Raw genomic sequence first — 14,542 nt, 5'->3', positions numbered from 1 at the left:
CCATTGCAAACATAAGTAACAGCACCATAAGCCACTATTTTTGAATCGACAGCAGGAAGGATCGTCAGCGCAGTTAGGAGAATTCGCTGATGGTTGAGGGCAGTGGGTAATTCGAAGATGACAGTCAAAAAAAAACCGCGGCGGACGCCACGGCTTCATTTGTTCAAGGGTGCGCAGTGAAGCTTTACCAGAAGCGTTGCTGCGTCAACCGGCTCCACCAGCTCAGCAGCACGCGATCCACTGAGCCACTGGCCGCCATGCCGATGCGCTCTTGCAGGCTTTTGCGTTCGGCGTAGTGCAGGTGATAAAGCTCGGATTTTTTCGCCCGTTCGGCGAGGTATTCGTCGCTGGTCTTGAGCTCGTCCACCAGTTGTTTGTCCAGCGCCGCGACGCCGAGCCAGATTTCGCCGGTGGCCACTTCGTCGATGGCCAGTTGCGGGCGATAGCGGGAAACGAAGTTCTTGAACAACTGGTGAGTGATGTCCAGGTCTTCCTGGAACTTCTCGCGGCCCTTCTCGGTGTTTTCGCCAAACACCGTCAAGGTGCGCTTGTATTCGCCGGCGGTCAGCACTTCGAAGTCGATGTCGTGCTTTTTCAGCAGGCGGTTGACGTTAGGCAACTGAGCCACGACGCCGATCGAGCCGAGAATTGCGAACGGCGCGCTGATAATCTTCTCGCCGATGCACGCCATCATGTAGCCGCCGCTGGCCGCGACCTTGTCGATGCACACGGTCAACGGCACACCGGCATCACGGATACGCGCCAGTTGCGAGGACGCCAGGCCGTAGCTGTGAACCATGCCGCCGCCGCTTTCCAGGCGCAGCACCACTTCATCCTTGGGCGTGGCGAGGGTCAGCAGCGCCGTGATTTCATGACGCAGGCTTTCAGTAGCGGATGCCCTGATGTCGCCGTCGAAATCCAGCACGAACACCCGAGGTTTGGCGTCAGGTTTTTTCTTTTGCTTTTTCTCGGATTTAGCCTCGACCTTGCGCAAGGCCTTGAGCTGGTCCTTGTCGAGCAAGGTTTGCTCCAGGCGTTCGCGCAGCCCTTTGTAGAAATCATTGAGTTTGCTGACTTGCAACTGGCCGGCCGACTTGCGCCGACCTTTGCTGCGCAACGCCGCGAAACTGGCCAGGACCACCAGAATGGCGATCACCAGTGTCACGGTCTTAGCCAGAAAAACTGCGTACTCGGCAAAAAACTCCACAGGGACTCCTTTAATACGATGCGCTGCAAAAACGCGCGCGGGATACCTCCAGCATACCCATGCACCGGCTCGGCGGCCAGCCGTGAAACCTCTGGCAACAGGCCTGTAACGGGCATTTCAAACAAGCGTATGTTTTTTCATTGACAGCTCACCGTCATCCTCATAACCTCGCCGAACCTTCAACGTACCGGGATGACGCGGACGTGGGCAGTATCTATTTGATTCGACATGGCCAGGCCTCCTTTGGTGCAGACGACTATGACGTCCTGTCGCCGACCGGTATTCGCCAGGCAGAAGTCCTCGGCCAGCACCTCGCTGAGCTGGGTATCAGCTTCGATCGCTGCCTCTCCGGCGACCTTCGTCGTCAGCAGCATACAGCCACCAGCGCGCTGGAACAGTTCTCTGCCGTGGGCCAGCCGGTGCCGACCCTGGAAATTGATTCCGCCTTTAACGAGTTCGACGCCGACGCGGTGATCCGCGCGCTGCTGCCGGCCATGTTGCAGGACGAGCCGCAAGCCCTGGAGATCCTGCGTAACGCCGCGCAAAACCGTAGCGAATTCCAGCGGATCTTCGCCCTGATCATCGAACGCTGGCTCGCCGGCACCTATGACACACCGGGGCTGGAAAGCTGGCTGGGCTTCGTCGAGAGAGTGCAGGCCGGTCTCCAGAGAGTCCTCGAAAGCGCCGACAACACTCAGAAAATCGCCGTGTTCACTTCCGGCGGCACCATCACCGCCCTGCTCCACCTTATTACGCAAATGCCGGCAAAACAGGCATTTGAACTGAACTGGCAAATCGTCAACACCTCGCTCAACCTGCTGAAGTTTCGTGGTCGCGAGGTGGCTCTGTCTTCTTTCAACAGTCATGCGCACCTGCAACTGTTGAAGACCCCCGAACTCATCACGTTTCGCTGAGTCCGGACTACTGTGACCCTGGCTGTATTCACCCAGCTCTAATTACCCAAGAAAGGATCGAACCATGACCTCCGTAGCTGATGCCGTACAAGCAATGAAAGCCAAGTTCAACCCAGCCGCTGCTGCCGGTCTGGACCTGGTATTCGGTTTCCGCATCGACGACACCAAGAACTTCTCGCTAATCGTTAAAGACAGCACCTGCGAGCTCAAGGAAGGCGAAAACCCGGACGCCCAGGTCACTCTGGTGATGGACGGCGAAACCCTGGAAGGCATCGTCGACGGTTCGACCGACGGCATGCAAGCGTTCATGGGCGGCAAACTGCGCGCTGAAGGCGACATGATGCTGGCCATGAAACTGTCCGAGCTGTTCCCGGCCTAAGCGCCGCTCCCGACCTTCGGGGGCATGCCTGGCTGCAAACGAATCCCGCCCCTCGAGGCGGGATTCGTCGTTTTTCGGCCTCGGAAAACGGCTGCCTGTGGATTTGCCGTCTATATTCCTTCTGGCCGCATGCGTCAGACATCGGCTGTTTGCCCTCGCTTCTTTTGTGAAGAGCCTTTGCGCGGAGCACTGCCCATGAGCCCACCTGACGACCACGACGGATTTAACCGCCGCCGTGTATTGCAAGGCCTTTCGGCAGGTGCCGTCGGTGCCTGGATCAGCCCTCTAACCGCAGGGAGTAAAACCATGCCCGACGCCCCCGCCGACCTCATCCTGTACAACGGACGCCTGCACACCGTCGACCGCAAAAAACCTCAGGCCAGTGCCGTCGCGATCAAGGACGGACGCTTCGTGGTGGTCGGCAGCGATGCCCAGGCCATGGCCCTGCAAGGCCCTGGCACACAGATTATCGATCTGCACGGCCGCACGGTGATTCCCGGTCTCAACGACTCGCACTTGCACCTTATCCGTGGTGGCCTCAACTACAACCTGGAGCTGCGCTGGGAAGGCGTTCCCTCACTGGTCGACGCGCTGCGCATGCTCAAGGACCAAGCCGATCGCACACCCACGCCGCAATGGGTGCGGGTGGTCGGTGGCTGGAACGAATTCCAGTTCGCCGAAAAACGTCTGCCGACCCTCGACGAACTGAACAAGGCTGCGCCGGACACCCCGGTGTTCGTCCTGCACCTCTACGACCGTGCCCTGCTCAACCGCGCCGCGTTGAAAGTGGTCGGTTATACCCGCGACACGCCGAACCCGCCGGGTGGCGAAATCCAGCGCGATGCCAATGGCGACCCGACGGGCATGTTGATCGCCCGCCCTAACGCGATGATTCTTTACTCGACCCTGGCCAAGGGGCCGAAACTGCCGCTGGAATATCAGGTCAACTCGACCCGCCAATTCATGCGTGAACTCAATCGCCTCGGTGTCACCAGCGCCATTGATGCCGGCGGCGGCTATCAGAATTATCCGGACGACTATCAAGTCATCCAACAACTGGCTAAAGACGAACAGCTCACGGTGCGCATTGCCTACAACCTGTTCACGCAGAAACCCAAGGAAGAGCTGACCGACTTCAAGAACTGGACCAGCACCTCCCACTACGGTCAGGGCGATGACTTTCTACGGCACAACGGTGCCGGAGAAATGCTGGTGTTCTCGGCGGCAGACTTCGAGGACTTCCTCGAGCCACGCCCCGACCTGCCGCAAACCATGGAGCAGGAACTGGAACCTGTGGTCCGCCATCTGGTGGAACAGCGCTGGCCGTTCCGTTTGCACGCCACGTACAACGAATCCATCAGCCGCATGCTCGACGTGTTCGAGAAGGTTAACCGCGACATTCCGTTCGAAGGTTTGCCGTGGTTCTTCGACCACGCCGAAACAATCACCCCGCAAAACATCGAACGGGTGAAAGCTCTCGGCGGTGGCATCGCGATACAGGATCGCATGGCATTCCAGGGTGAATACTTTGTCGACCGTTACGGCGCCAAGGCTGCCGAACACACGCCACCCATCGCCCGAATGCTGGCCGAGGGTATACCGGTCGGCGCCGGCACCGATGCCACGCGCGTGTCCAGCTACAACCCCTGGACTTCGATGTATTGGCTGGTCAGCGGCCGCACCGTTGGTGGTTTGGCGCTGTACCCGCAAGGCTTGAGCCGCGATACCGCGCTGGAACTCTTCACCCACGGCAGCGCCTGGTTTTCCTCCGAGCAAGGCAAAAAAGGCCAGATCAAGGTTGGACAACTGGCGGACCTGATTGCGCTGTCGGCGGACTACTTCCACATCGAGGATGAGGCCGTCAAATGGATCGAATCGGTGCTGACCATTGTCGACGGCAAGATCGTCTACGGCAGCGTCGAGTTCGAAAAACTTGGGCCGCCGCCAATCCCGGTGGTGCCTGAGTGGTCGCCCGTCGCCAAAGTACCAGGCCATTGGAAACCCCTGGCACCGCTGACGGCGCAGGTTCATCAATGTGTCGGGGCGTGCGCGGTGCATGCCCATAGCCATGAACGGGCGCGATTGTCGTCGGCGCCGGTCAGTGACTTTCAGGGATTCTGGGGAGCGTTTGGCTGTTCGTGTTTTGCGTTTTGAACGATGACTCTCGCCAGCACTGTCGATCCAAAGTGGGATCGACAGTGCTGGCGAGTGAATCAATCAATTTTGCAACAACAACGCCACCAGCGCCGACCATCCCGTCTGATGACTGGCCCCCAGACCACGCCCGGTCTCTGCGTGAAAATACTCATGGAACAACACCAGGTCGCGGCTGGCGGGATCAGCCTGTAATTGCGGATACGCCGCCATCGACGGTCGACTGCCCTCTTCATCGCGCAAAAACAATCGGGTCAGACGCTGGCTCAGGCTATCGGCAACCTCCTCCAGCGAGGCCAGATAACCTGACCCCGTGGGGTATTCCACTGAGAAGTTCTGATCGTAGTAACGGTGAAACTCGCGCAAGGATTCGATCAACATGTAGTTGATCGGCATCCACACCGGCCCACGCCAGTTGGAGTTGCCGCCGTACAGCCGCGAACCCGATTCCGCAGGTTCGTAACGGGCACAGAGCCGATCACCATTGATCTGCGCGCCAAAGGGCCGTTCAGCGAAGGCTTTGGACAGCGAACGAATGCCAAATTCAGAGAGAAACTCGCCCTCGTCGAGCATGCGTTTTAACAAGTCCTTGGTGCGTTCGCCGCGCAACAGTGCCAGCAGCATCCGGTTGCCTTCACCCGGTTCGGTCCAGCGCGAAACCAGGCTGGCCAGATCCGGTCGATGGCGCATAAAACCCAGCAGGCGTTCCCGCAACCCAGGCAAACCCTCGTGCTCGTGCTGCTCCAGCACCTGCACGGCGAACAGCGGCATCAGACCGACGATAGAGCGCAGGCGCAGCGGTTCGTTGACGCCGTCGGGGCGATGCAGCACGTCGTAGAAAAACCGATCCTGTTCGTCCCACAGACCTTCAGCGTCAGAGTCGACACGATTAATGGCCCCGGCAATGTAGAGAAAATGCTCGAAGAACTTCACCGCGATGTCGACGTACACACTGTTGCGTTTGGCCAGTTCCAGGGCGATGCGCATCAGATCCAGCGCATAAGCGGCGACCCACGCCGTGCCATCGGCCTGATCGAGTTGGTAGCCGGGTGGCAACATCGCCGAACGGTCGAACAGTGCGATGTTGTCCAGCCCGAGGAAGCCACCCTGAAACAGGTTACGACCCTCGGCGTCCTTGCGGTTCACCCACCAGGAAAAATTCAGCAGCAGCTTATGGAAAATCCGCTCGAGGAAATCCATGTCCCCTGCCCCGGTCAGCGTCTTGTCCTGCTGATACACCCGCCAGCAGGCCCACGCGTGGACCGGTGGGTTGGCGTCGTCGAAGCGCCATTCATAGGCCGGCAACTGGCCGTTGGGGTGCATGAAGCGGTCTTTGACCAGCAGCAACAACTGATGTTTGGCGAACCCCGGATCGATCAGCGCGAAGGCCACTGCCTGAAAGCCCAGGTCCCAGGAGGCGTACCACGGATATTCCCAGGTGTCGGGCATGGAGACGACGTCGAAATTCGACAGGTGCCGCCAATGGGTGTTGCGAATGTGCGAGCGCCCGGGCGGAGGCGCAGGTTGCGCCGGGTCACCGTCGAGCCACTGATTGACGTCGAAGTAATACAGTTGCTTGGACCACAGCAATCCGGCCAGGGCCTGGCGTTGAACGTTGCGCGCATCCGGGTCGTTGATCCCGATTTGCAGCGCGGCGTAAAACGCGTCGGCCTCGGCGCGCCGACGGTCGAACAGCGCCTTGGCATTTACCCGAGTGGCACCTGACGGTGCGAAGCGCAGATAAACGCTGCGACTCTGGCCACCCTCGAATGCCAATACGAAATGCGCCGCCACCCGCGTTCCCGTGTCACGGCGGATCGCGTCATTGACGCCATCGACCAGGAAATCGTTGATCCCGTCCTTGAACGGCCCGTTCGCCGCCACACCCTCGAGCCTGGGGAAGTTGCTCTGGTTTTCGCAGAACAGCCATTCGCAGTCCTCCTCACCCCAGGCACTGGCCTGCCGGTCAGCCAGTTGCGGGTGCCGGGCCAGAACCTGATCGCCGTCCAGCGTCAGGCTCGGTTTCTGCCCATCGGCCATCCAGCTCCAGGTGTTGCGCGCCCAGAGCTGAGGCACTACGTGCAAACGCGCTGGCTGATCGGCGCGATTGTGCACCGTGACGCGCATTAAGATGTCGTCCGTCGCGTGTTTGGCGTATTCCACCGTCACGTCGAAGTATCGGTCGTCCTCAAACACGCCAGTGTCGAGGATTTCGTACTCGGTATCCGCCAGACCACGGCGGGCGTTTTCGGCGATCAGGTCAGCGTAGGGAAATTCGGCCTGAGGGTATTTGTAGAGCATGCGCATGTAGGCATGGCTCGGCACGCCGTCGACGTAGAAATACAGTTCCTTGACGTCTTCGCCGTGATTGCCCTCGGCATTGTTCAAGCCGAAAAGACGTTCCTTGAGAATCGGGTCGCGCTCGTTCCATACCCCCAATCCCAGACACCAGTGCTGGGCCTTGTCGGAAAACCCCGCCAGCCCGTCCTCGCCCCAGCGATAGGCCCGACTGCGGGCATGGTCGTGGGGAAAATAGCGCCAGGCATCGCCATCGGCGCTGTAGTCCTCGCGCACCGTGCCCCATTGGCGCTCGCTCAGATAAGGCCCCCATTCGCGCCAGGCATCGGCCTCGCTGCCGACCAGGCGCTGGCCTTCGACAGTGCCTTGGATGTTCGCAGCGGGTTTGGCTGTCATGGTGAGTCCGTTGGGCGAGAGACGTTTGCAGTGTAGTGCGCACGCCCCGCCAGCAACGTGAAACCTGTGACACCTCGCCACAGGTGGGGAGTGCTCTTACAATGCGTCCACTCCCAACACCGGCCGCCCCATGGACATCGATCTCGCCCGCACCTTTCTGGAAATCGTCCGCCACGGCAGCCTTGCCGCAGCCGCCGAAAAACTCCACGTCACCCAGACCGCGATCACTGCGCGCGTGCAGAAACTCGAGAGTCAACTGGGCAGCACCCTATTCGTGCGTAATCGCGCCGGTGCCCGTCTGACGCCTAACGGTGAAGCCTTCGTGGTCTACGCCAATCAACTGGTCGAAACCTGGGAAGCGGCGCGACGGGATTTGCCATTGCCCGAAGGCTACCGCGACGTGCTGCACATCGGTGGCGAAGTCAGTCTGTGCAACCCGCTGATGCTCAACTGGGCCGGCGAGTTGCGCGAGAAGATTCCCAGCCACGCACTACGGATGGAAATCCGTGACGGTGAAAACCTGCTGCGCCAACTGGAACTGGGGGTTCTGGATGCGGCGCTGGTCTACCAGCCCGAGTATTGGCCGCGCCTGCAAGTCGAGCAGGTACTGGAAGAAAAACTCGTCCTCGTCCAGCTCGCCGCAAGCCCCGATCCCTACGTGTACATCGACTGGGGCCCGGACTTCCGCCGCCAGCACGATGCGGCCCTGCCGGAAAAAGCCAAAGCTGCGTTGAGCTTCAACCTCGGCCCACTGGGCTTGCAGTACATTCTGGAAAACGGCGGCAGCGGCTACTTCCGCACCCGGGTGGTCCAGAGTTATCTGGAAAGTGGTGTGCTGGAGCAAGTGCCCAAAGCCCCGGAATTCAGCTACCCGACCTATCTGGTTTACTCCCGCGACCGCGATTCGGCGACCCTGCAACGAGCCTTCGACTTGCTGCGAGAAGTGATCAAATCCGACGATGACTGGTCGCAGCGCTGGAACCCGCTGACCTGAGTCCGGTTTGCACCGGATCATGGCGCTTGTGACCTCATGGTTCGCCCCGCCTGAAACGTCGGGATCGTCTAATCTGCTGGAGATAACAATAACCACAGGTGAACGCAGTGAGGCAGACCACCGAAGGATTCCGCGCCCGCTACCGTGCTGATATTCATCCGCTCTACAACCCATGGCTGCACGGCGCTTTTGTGCTGCTGTTCGGGTTGCTGGCCATTGGCGGATTCTGGAGCACCGTGCATCAGGTTCAGCCACTGGAATGGCTGGCCATGCCGCTGACCCTGCTGTTCTTCAATTTTGGCGTTTACAGCGTGCATCGGCACCTCGGGCATCACAAAAAAAGCTTCGCGCGGATGTTCTATGCCCGCCACGCAGGCGATCACCACAGTTTTTTTGCCCCCGGGCACATGACCTACGACAGCGCCCGCGACTGGCGGGTGATTCTGTTTCCGGCCTGGCTGATCGTGTTGCACACGGTTGTCATCACCCTGCCCATCTGGTGGCTGCTCAAGCAGTTCGATGCCAACGTCGCCGGGATGTTCGGCGGCTGCCTGGTCCTCGGTTACCTGACCTATGAAGTGTTCCACGCCTGCGAGCACCTGCCACCCGAGAACCCCGTCACACGTCTGCCGTGGATCCGCCAGATGCGCCATCTGCACGAACTGCATCACCGTCGTGAGCTGATGCAGGAACGCAATTTCAACATCGTTTTCCCGCTGATGGACTACCTGTTCGGCACCCTCTATTGGGAACCGGAGCCGACCGACCTGCACCTGACGAGAACGCCCATGACGCGCATGCAGCATCAGATCGATATTGCTGGAAACCCGATTGACGTGCTCGCCTACGCCAGCACCGTGACCCGTTGGCCGGAGTGGCATCCATCGTCCCTCAAGGTTGATGGCCAGAGCGGGCCGCTGTTTGCCGGGGCGCGGTTTGAGGAAGACATCAAGGCTGGCGGGCGTGACGGGCACTTGATCTGGGAGGTTAACGAATACCTGCCAGGACGCCGCTGGAGTGCCTGGGCCCGTGGCGATCACGGGTTGTCTTTAGTGATGACTTATGAGTGCGAGGCTTTGGGCGACAGCACTCGTTTTGTCCGCACCCTGGAGTATCAGTTCAGCGGCCTGGCGATGCGCCTTGCCAACCGACTGCTGCTCAAGCGACGCATCGATCGTGAGTCGGCAGCGTCGATGCTGGCGTTGCGCGAGAAGGCGCAAAAACAGTTGGCCCCGGCGGGAGCCAGCGCGTGAGTCGAACCGTGAAGTTTCGCCATTCGGTGTTGCTGGTGATTGTGGCCATCGGCGCCTTTCTGCTGCTGATGCCGACCAAGGTGCAACCGGTGGCCTGGACCCCGCCGCCGGCGCCCTCCCTCACCAGCGGAATCTACGCCGACAATCAGCGCCTCAAAGGTGTGGAGCGCGTCGGCGCTGCGAATATCGACGGACCGGAAGCGTTGCTGCTGGAGGAAGACGTCCTCATCACGGGTTTGCATGACGGCCGACTAATACGTACAAGCCTCGACGGCAAGGTCACCAAGGTCCTGGCCGATACGGGCGGCAGACCCTTGGGCCTGGCCCGTCACCCCAACGGTCTGCTGGTGATTGCAGACGGGGTCAAGGGCTTGCTGTCACTGGATGCCCAGGGCCGATTGATTCCATTGACCACAGCGGCCAATGGTGTGCCTTTCGGTTTCACCGACGACGTGGCCATCGACAAGTCCGGGCACTACGCCTATTTCAGTGATGCCTCCAGCCGCTTTGGCTACGGCAAGGACGGCGAAGCGATCATCGAGCACGGCGGTGACGGCCGCTTGCTGCGTTATGACTTCCAGACCGGCAAGACGGCGGTCTTGCTGGATAAGCTGGAGTTCGCCAACGGCGTGACCCTGGGACCGGACGATGCCTTTGTGCTGGTCAACGAAACGGGTGCCTATCGCATCAGTCGTTACTGGCTGAGCGGGCCGAAAACCGGCACCCACGATCTGTTCATCGACAACCTGCCTGGGTTGCCGGACAACCTCGCGTTCAATGGCCGCGACCGCTTCTGGGTAGCGCTTTATGCACCACGCAACGCACTGCTCGATGCCACCGCGGCGCATCCATTCGTGCGCAAGATGATCGTGCGAGCAATGACTGTCCTGCCTAAACCGGTGGAGAAACGCGCCTTCGCGCTAGGCCTGGATCTGGACGGTAAAGTGATCGCCAACTTGCAGGACGGTAGCCGCGACAACTACTCGCCGATTACTACTGTTCGCGAGTATGGGGAGTGGTTGTATTTCGGGTCGTTGAAGGCGAAAAACATGGCGCGGTTGCCGCTAAGTACCGCGCTGCAATAAATGTAGGAGCGAGCGATGCGGCGACCCGACTTGCCCGCGAAGAACGATAATGCAGTGACCCTGTTGCACCGCGGTGTTCCTTTCGCGGGCAAGCCTCGCTCCTACAGGGATCAGGATCGATATCAACGGGGATCCATCTCGTTATCGCGCACCGCATTGTCGGTTTCTTCCAGTACCCTTTCCGGGTCCATGGTGGTGGAGTCATCCTCATCCATCGGGATGGCACCTTCATTGTTCGGCAGTTCGTCGATGCCCGGCTCATCGTCTGGATTGACGGCAGTGCGTCCTGGACTCAGAGGCTCGGGATGCGTTGGAATGGGATCGTAGCCACCCTGCTCTTCACTAGGGAACTTTTCTTTGCCGGGGATGAGTGGATCGGTCATGTGGCACCTCGCATGGAGCCGTAAATTCGGACTCTGAACATTCGAGGTGCCGGTATTTATCGCCGTTCCTCTTTTTCAGTCACCGATCGTCGGTGACCAGACAGGGCGCGTCAGGACGGCGTCTGGAGCCGATCAACGATCTTTTGCTTAACCTGCACGCGCTTCTCCTTGAGTTTCTTCAGTGCGTCATCGCTGGGCGCATCCGATTGGGCGGTTTCAGCCTTTACGACCTCAGCGTCCGCCTGTGAATACTTGTTGATCAGTGAATCCAGTAACGGATCCTTGGTGCGTTTTTGCTGGATATCTTCCTTTGAAAGTTTGAGGTCCTGATAAAGGTCGTGTGGCACCGGCATGGAACACCTCCGTTTGTTGATCGGAGGCAAACGCGATCAATGGCGTTCACCAACTATCAGAATGGCCTTGGTTAGCGGGTTCTGTCGACCGCCTATCAGACCAGCGGTGCCCGTTCGTCGCCCTGCCGCAAACGCAATAAAACCTTTGCCCACTCGTCGGCCTCCACAGATTAACGATCACTCGATCGCCCATGAAAACCTGTGTGGAGAATAACCAATGGACGGATTTACCCTGCGCCACCTCACGTTGGCCGTTGCCTTGAGTACCAGCATGGGCACGGCTTTCGCTGCCACTTCCAATGACTTCGTCGACGGCGCGGCCGCGAGCAATATCGCGGAAATCGAAACGAGCCGATTGGCCCTGGAAAAAAGTTCATCGGCGGACATCAAGAAGTTCGCCAACATGATGATCACCGACCATTCCAAGGCCAACGATGAACTGGCGGCGCTGGCGAAAAAAAATGACATCGAGGTGCCGGACAACACCACGCTGGTCAAGCAGGCGAAAGAGAAAATCCTCGACATGCGTGATGAATCCTTCGATGCGGCGTACGCCAACAATCAGGTGAAGGCTCACGAAGACACCGTCGAGCTATTCAAGAAAGAAGCCAATACGGTGACAGACGACAAAACCAAAGGCGCCACGGAGCTGAAAGGTTTCGCGCAAAAAATGCTGCCGGCGCTGGAGAAGCATCTGGATATGGCGAAAAAACTCCAAGCTGCTCACCCCAACAAATAACGCACCCACAAAAAAGGCCGCATCGTTTGATGCGGCCTTTTTCAATGGCCTGACTAGCCGCCATCGGTGTCGATATCGGCATCGGTGTCATCCCCAGATTTTGGCCGGTCGGGACTCGGCTTGAAACCCGGGCTGAACGCGTTGTCGTTGTCCGTGTGGAGATTCTTCTGATCAACCGCTTTGTCTGCGCTTTCCGGTTCGGCGGTTTTTGCGTCTTCTTCAAGACCACTGTCATCGTTCATAAGTACCTCATTCGTCACTGCAATTGCGCGGCTGAAACAGTCGGGCTTTGTAGATTCGAAGCCTCCCCGGGGACAGGGTTCCATCGCAAGGGAAATTCAAGGTCAAAAGCCGCAACCCTTTGACTATGCTCAGGTGATAGACACTGACTGATCATCTCACCCTGGAGCCCGTCGATGAAGCGTGATATCCGTTTGCTGATCGTCGACAACAACGTCGCCACGCGCTACGCCCTGCGCCGGCGCCTGGAGCGCCACGGCTATGAAGTGCTCGAAGCCGGCACGGGTTGCGAAGGCCTGGAGCTGATCGACAGCGTAGCGATCGACGCGCTGATCCTCGACGTCAATTTGCCGGACATGAGCGGTTTCGACATCGTGCGCAAACTGCGCGCCGAACCCGCCACCGCCCTGCTACCGGTGATTCACGTATCGGCGGCCTTGATCCAGACCGGCGACATCATCACCGGCCTGAACGCGGGTGCCGATGCTTACCTGATCCACCCGGTGGATCCGGATGTACTGCTCGCGACCTTGCGCACCTTGCTGCGGGTACGCGAAACCGAAAATGCCCTGCGTGAAAGCGAGGCGCGGTTTCGGGAAATCTTTGTCAATGTGTCGGCGCCCATCGCGGTGCTGGACGCTGAGTTGAAGGTGCACGAATGCAACCATGCCTTCACGCAGCTGATTCAGGACAACCTCAACCCGGACGCCCTGCGCGAGTGCTTTGCCGAAGACCAGGACGCCGTCATCGAGGAACTGCGCCTGCGTCTGGCCTATGGCGAGCGATGGAAAGGCACGCTGAGCATGCGGGTCCACGGCGAGGCTCGCGAAACCGAGTGGCAAATTTCGCCGTACCGCACGCCGGAACTGAGCCTGGTGTTTGTCGAGGATGTCACTGAACACCGTCACCGCGAACGCTCGCACCGGGCGCGGCTTGACGACGCCACCACCCAGTTGGCCAAAGAAGTCGCCGAGCGCGCGCGAACCGAAGCTCAGCTGCTGCAAGTGCAGAAAATGGATGCACTGGGCAAGCTGACCGGGGGCATCGCTCACGACTTCAATAACTTGCTGACCGGCATCATCACCAGCCTGGAATTGATTCTGAAACGGATCGCCGCCTCACGCACCGACAAGGTTCAGTTTTACGCCGAAGCCGCCTTGAACTCGGCCATGAGTGCCGCGTCCCTGACCCATCGCCTGCTCGCCTTCGCGCGCCAACAGCCACTCGATACCCGGCCCGTGGACATCAACGAGCACGTGCGTTCCCTTGAGGAACTGCTGGTGCGCACCATCGGCGAGCGCATTGCCCTGAAACTCGAATTGACCTCTAAACCCGCCATCGCCCTGGTCGACCCCATTCAGCTCGAAAGCGCGATGCTCAATCTGGTGATCAACGCTCGCGATGCCTTGCCCCAGGGCGGCAACATTTGGGTCAGCACCTATGCCGCCTATTCCCATGGCGACCCCAATCTGGCCGATGGTGCGTATGTCGCGTTTTCTGTGCGCGATGACGGTACCGGTATCGAACACAGCGTGATCGACAAGGTGTTCGACCCGTTTTTCACCACCAAGCCGCTGGGCAAGGGCACCGGGCTGGGGTTGTCGACCCTCTACGGTTTCGCCCGGCAATCGGGTGGCGATGCACACATCCGCAGCGTCGCCCGGCGCGGCACCGAAGTCACCCTCATGCTGCCGGCCAGTTCCGACCTCACGGCCGGCGACGCCGAGCCAGCCACCGTCGATCATCAGGGTGCCGGTAAACATGTGTTGATCGTCGAGGACACGCCGTCGGTGCGCATGTTTGTGGCCGAAGTGTTGGTGGATGCCGGTTACCGTTGCACGCAGGTGGGCGACATCGAAGGAGCCCTCGAACGCCTGCAAAACGACGAGTCCATCGACCTGTTGCTGACCGACGTCGGTTTGCCACGCATGAGCGGCCGCGAGTTGGCCGATGTGGCACGGGGCTGGCGCGAAAAGCTGCCGATCCTGTTCATGACCGGTTATGCCGAAACCGCGATCAACCGTCAGGTGTTCCTCGGCGATGGCATGGAAATGTTGATCAAGCCGTTCCAGATCAATGAACTGCTGGACAAGGTTCGACGTACGCTCGATAGCGCCTGATAGATTGCCTTCGCGAGCAAGCTCGCT

13 protein-coding genes are annotated in these 14,542 nt (G+C 59.6%); 8 read left to right on the top strand and 5 right to left on the bottom strand.

Annotated features, from left to right (window positions below; all coding sequences use genetic code 11):
* Nucleotides 1–184 precede the first annotated feature (184 nt).
* Nucleotides 185–1,207, bottom strand: coding sequence for a protease SohB (sohB, locus tag ACYZT0_RS08720; protein ID WP_462045467.1), 1,023 nt, complete (start codon nucleotides 1,205–1,207; stop codon nucleotides 185–187).
* Between the two features lie 203 nt (nucleotides 1,208–1,410).
* Between sohB and ACYZT0_RS08715 the strand changes: the two genes are divergently transcribed.
* The 3 genes from ACYZT0_RS08715 to ACYZT0_RS08705 all read left to right on the top strand — a co-directional run bounded on the left by ACYZT0_RS08715 (nucleotide 1,411) and on the right by ACYZT0_RS08705 (nucleotide 4,654).
* A complete protein-coding gene (locus tag ACYZT0_RS08715; RefSeq protein WP_462045466.1) occupies nucleotides 1,411–2,121 on the top strand; it encodes a histidine phosphatase family protein in 711 nt (236 codons plus the stop codon).
* A 64-nt stretch (nucleotides 2,122–2,185) separates the two neighbouring features.
* Entirely contained in the window at nucleotides 2,186–2,500 is a 315-nt protein-coding gene (locus ACYZT0_RS08710) for an SCP2 sterol-binding domain-containing protein (protein ID WP_449643541.1), read from the top strand.
* 306 nt (nucleotides 2,501–2,806) lie between these two features.
* Nucleotides 2,807–4,654, top strand: coding sequence for an amidohydrolase (locus ACYZT0_RS08705; RefSeq protein WP_462045465.1), 1,848 nt, complete (start codon nucleotides 2,807–2,809; stop codon nucleotides 4,652–4,654).
* 63 nt (nucleotides 4,655–4,717) lie between these two features.
* Here the strand turns inward: ACYZT0_RS08705 and ACYZT0_RS08700 are convergent, their stop codons facing one another.
* Nucleotides 4,718–7,348 (bottom strand): MGH1-like glycoside hydrolase domain-containing protein, encoded by a 2,631-nt coding sequence (locus ACYZT0_RS08700; protein WP_462045464.1) that lies wholly within the window; start codon nucleotides 7,346–7,348, stop codon nucleotides 4,718–4,720.
* Nucleotides 7,349–7,478: 130 nt separating this feature from the next.
* Between ACYZT0_RS08700 and ACYZT0_RS08695 the strand changes: the two genes are divergently transcribed.
* The 3 genes from ACYZT0_RS08695 (at nucleotide 7,479) to ACYZT0_RS08685 (ending at nucleotide 10,680) form a co-directional block, all read left to right on the top strand.
* Nucleotides 7,479–8,342, top strand: coding sequence for a LysR family transcriptional regulator (locus ACYZT0_RS08695; RefSeq protein WP_462045463.1), 864 nt, complete (start codon nucleotides 7,479–7,481; stop codon nucleotides 8,340–8,342).
* A 107-nt stretch (nucleotides 8,343–8,449) separates the two neighbouring features.
* A complete protein-coding gene (locus ACYZT0_RS08690) occupies nucleotides 8,450–9,595 on the top strand; it encodes an SRPBCC family protein (protein ID WP_462045462.1) in 1,146 nt (381 codons plus the stop codon).
* Entirely contained in the window at nucleotides 9,592–10,680 is a 1,089-nt protein-coding gene (locus ACYZT0_RS08685; RefSeq protein WP_462045461.1) for an SMP-30/gluconolactonase/LRE family protein, read from the top strand. Before ACYZT0_RS08690 ends, ACYZT0_RS08685 begins: the two co-directional genes overlap by 4 nt.
* Nucleotides 10,681–10,802: 122 nt before the next feature.
* On the opposite strand, the gene ACYZT0_RS08680 is transcribed toward ACYZT0_RS08685, so the two are convergent.
* Nucleotides 10,803–11,063, bottom strand: a complete 261-nt coding sequence (locus tag ACYZT0_RS08680; RefSeq protein ID WP_462045460.1) for a hypothetical protein — start codon at nucleotides 11,061–11,063, stop codon at nucleotides 10,803–10,805.
* Between the two features lie 110 nt (nucleotides 11,064–11,173).
* Entirely contained in the window at nucleotides 11,174–11,416 is a 243-nt protein-coding gene (locus tag ACYZT0_RS08675; RefSeq protein ID WP_348124847.1) for a hypothetical protein, read from the bottom strand.
* Nucleotides 11,417–11,633: 217 nt separating this feature from the next.
* Here ACYZT0_RS08675 and ACYZT0_RS08670 point away from each other — a divergent pair, with 217 nt between their 5' ends.
* The gene (locus ACYZT0_RS08670) at nucleotides 11,634–12,155 is read left to right on the top strand and encodes a DUF4142 domain-containing protein (RefSeq protein WP_462045459.1); all 522 of its coding nucleotides are present in this window, start codon (nucleotides 11,634–11,636) and stop codon (nucleotides 12,153–12,155) included.
* Between the two features lie 53 nt (nucleotides 12,156–12,208).
* Here the strand turns inward: ACYZT0_RS08670 and ACYZT0_RS08665 are convergent, their stop codons facing one another.
* Nucleotides 12,209–12,397, bottom strand: a complete 189-nt coding sequence (locus tag ACYZT0_RS08665; protein WP_462046664.1) for a hypothetical protein — start codon at nucleotides 12,395–12,397, stop codon at nucleotides 12,209–12,211.
* A gap of 174 nt (nucleotides 12,398–12,571) precedes the next feature.
* On the opposite strand from ACYZT0_RS08665, the gene ACYZT0_RS08660 reads away from it, so the two are divergent.
* Nucleotides 12,572–14,515: a response regulator gene (locus ACYZT0_RS08660; protein ID WP_462045458.1), complete on the top strand. Its 1,944-nt coding sequence runs from the start codon at nucleotides 12,572–12,574 to the stop codon at nucleotides 14,513–14,515.
* Nucleotides 14,516–14,542 lie beyond the last annotated feature (27 nt).

The sequence above is a fragment of the Pseudomonas sp. ZS1P83 genome, from assembly GCF_054897825.1.
The sequence above is the reverse complement of the archived record's forward strand: the minus strand, read 5'-3'. Positions and strand labels throughout refer to the sequence as shown.

Bases quoted from the DNA above. Each gene is read 5' to 3' on its own strand.
- ACYZT0_RS08665 (WP_462046664.1), bottom strand. From the start codon at position 12,397: ATGAACGATGACAGTGGTCTTGAAGAAGACGCAAAAACCGCCGAACCG.
- ACYZT0_RS08705 (WP_462045465.1), top strand. From the start codon at position 2,807: ATGCCCGACGCCCCCGCCGACCTCATCCTGTACAACGGACGCCTGCAC.
- ACYZT0_RS08675 (WP_348124847.1), bottom strand. From the start codon at position 11,416: ATGCCGGTGCCACACGACCTTTATCAGGACCTCAAACTTTCAAAGGAA.
- ACYZT0_RS08700 (WP_462045464.1), bottom strand. From the start codon at position 7,348: ATGACAGCCAAACCCGCTGCGAACATCCAAGGCACTGTCGAAGGCCAG.
- ACYZT0_RS08670 (WP_462045459.1), top strand. From the start codon at position 11,634: ATGGACGGATTTACCCTGCGCCACCTCACGTTGGCCGTTGCCTTGAGT.
- ACYZT0_RS08680 (WP_462045460.1), bottom strand. From the start codon at position 11,063: ATGACCGATCCACTCATCCCCGGCAAAGAAAAGTTCCCTAGTGAAGAG.
- ACYZT0_RS08695 (WP_462045463.1), top strand. From the start codon at position 7,479: ATGGACATCGATCTCGCCCGCACCTTTCTGGAAATCGTCCGCCACGGC.
- ACYZT0_RS08710 (WP_449643541.1), top strand. From the start codon at position 2,186: ATGACCTCCGTAGCTGATGCCGTACAAGCAATGAAAGCCAAGTTCAAC.
- ACYZT0_RS08660 (WP_462045458.1), top strand. From the start codon at position 12,572: ATGAAGCGTGATATCCGTTTGCTGATCGTCGACAACAACGTCGCCACG.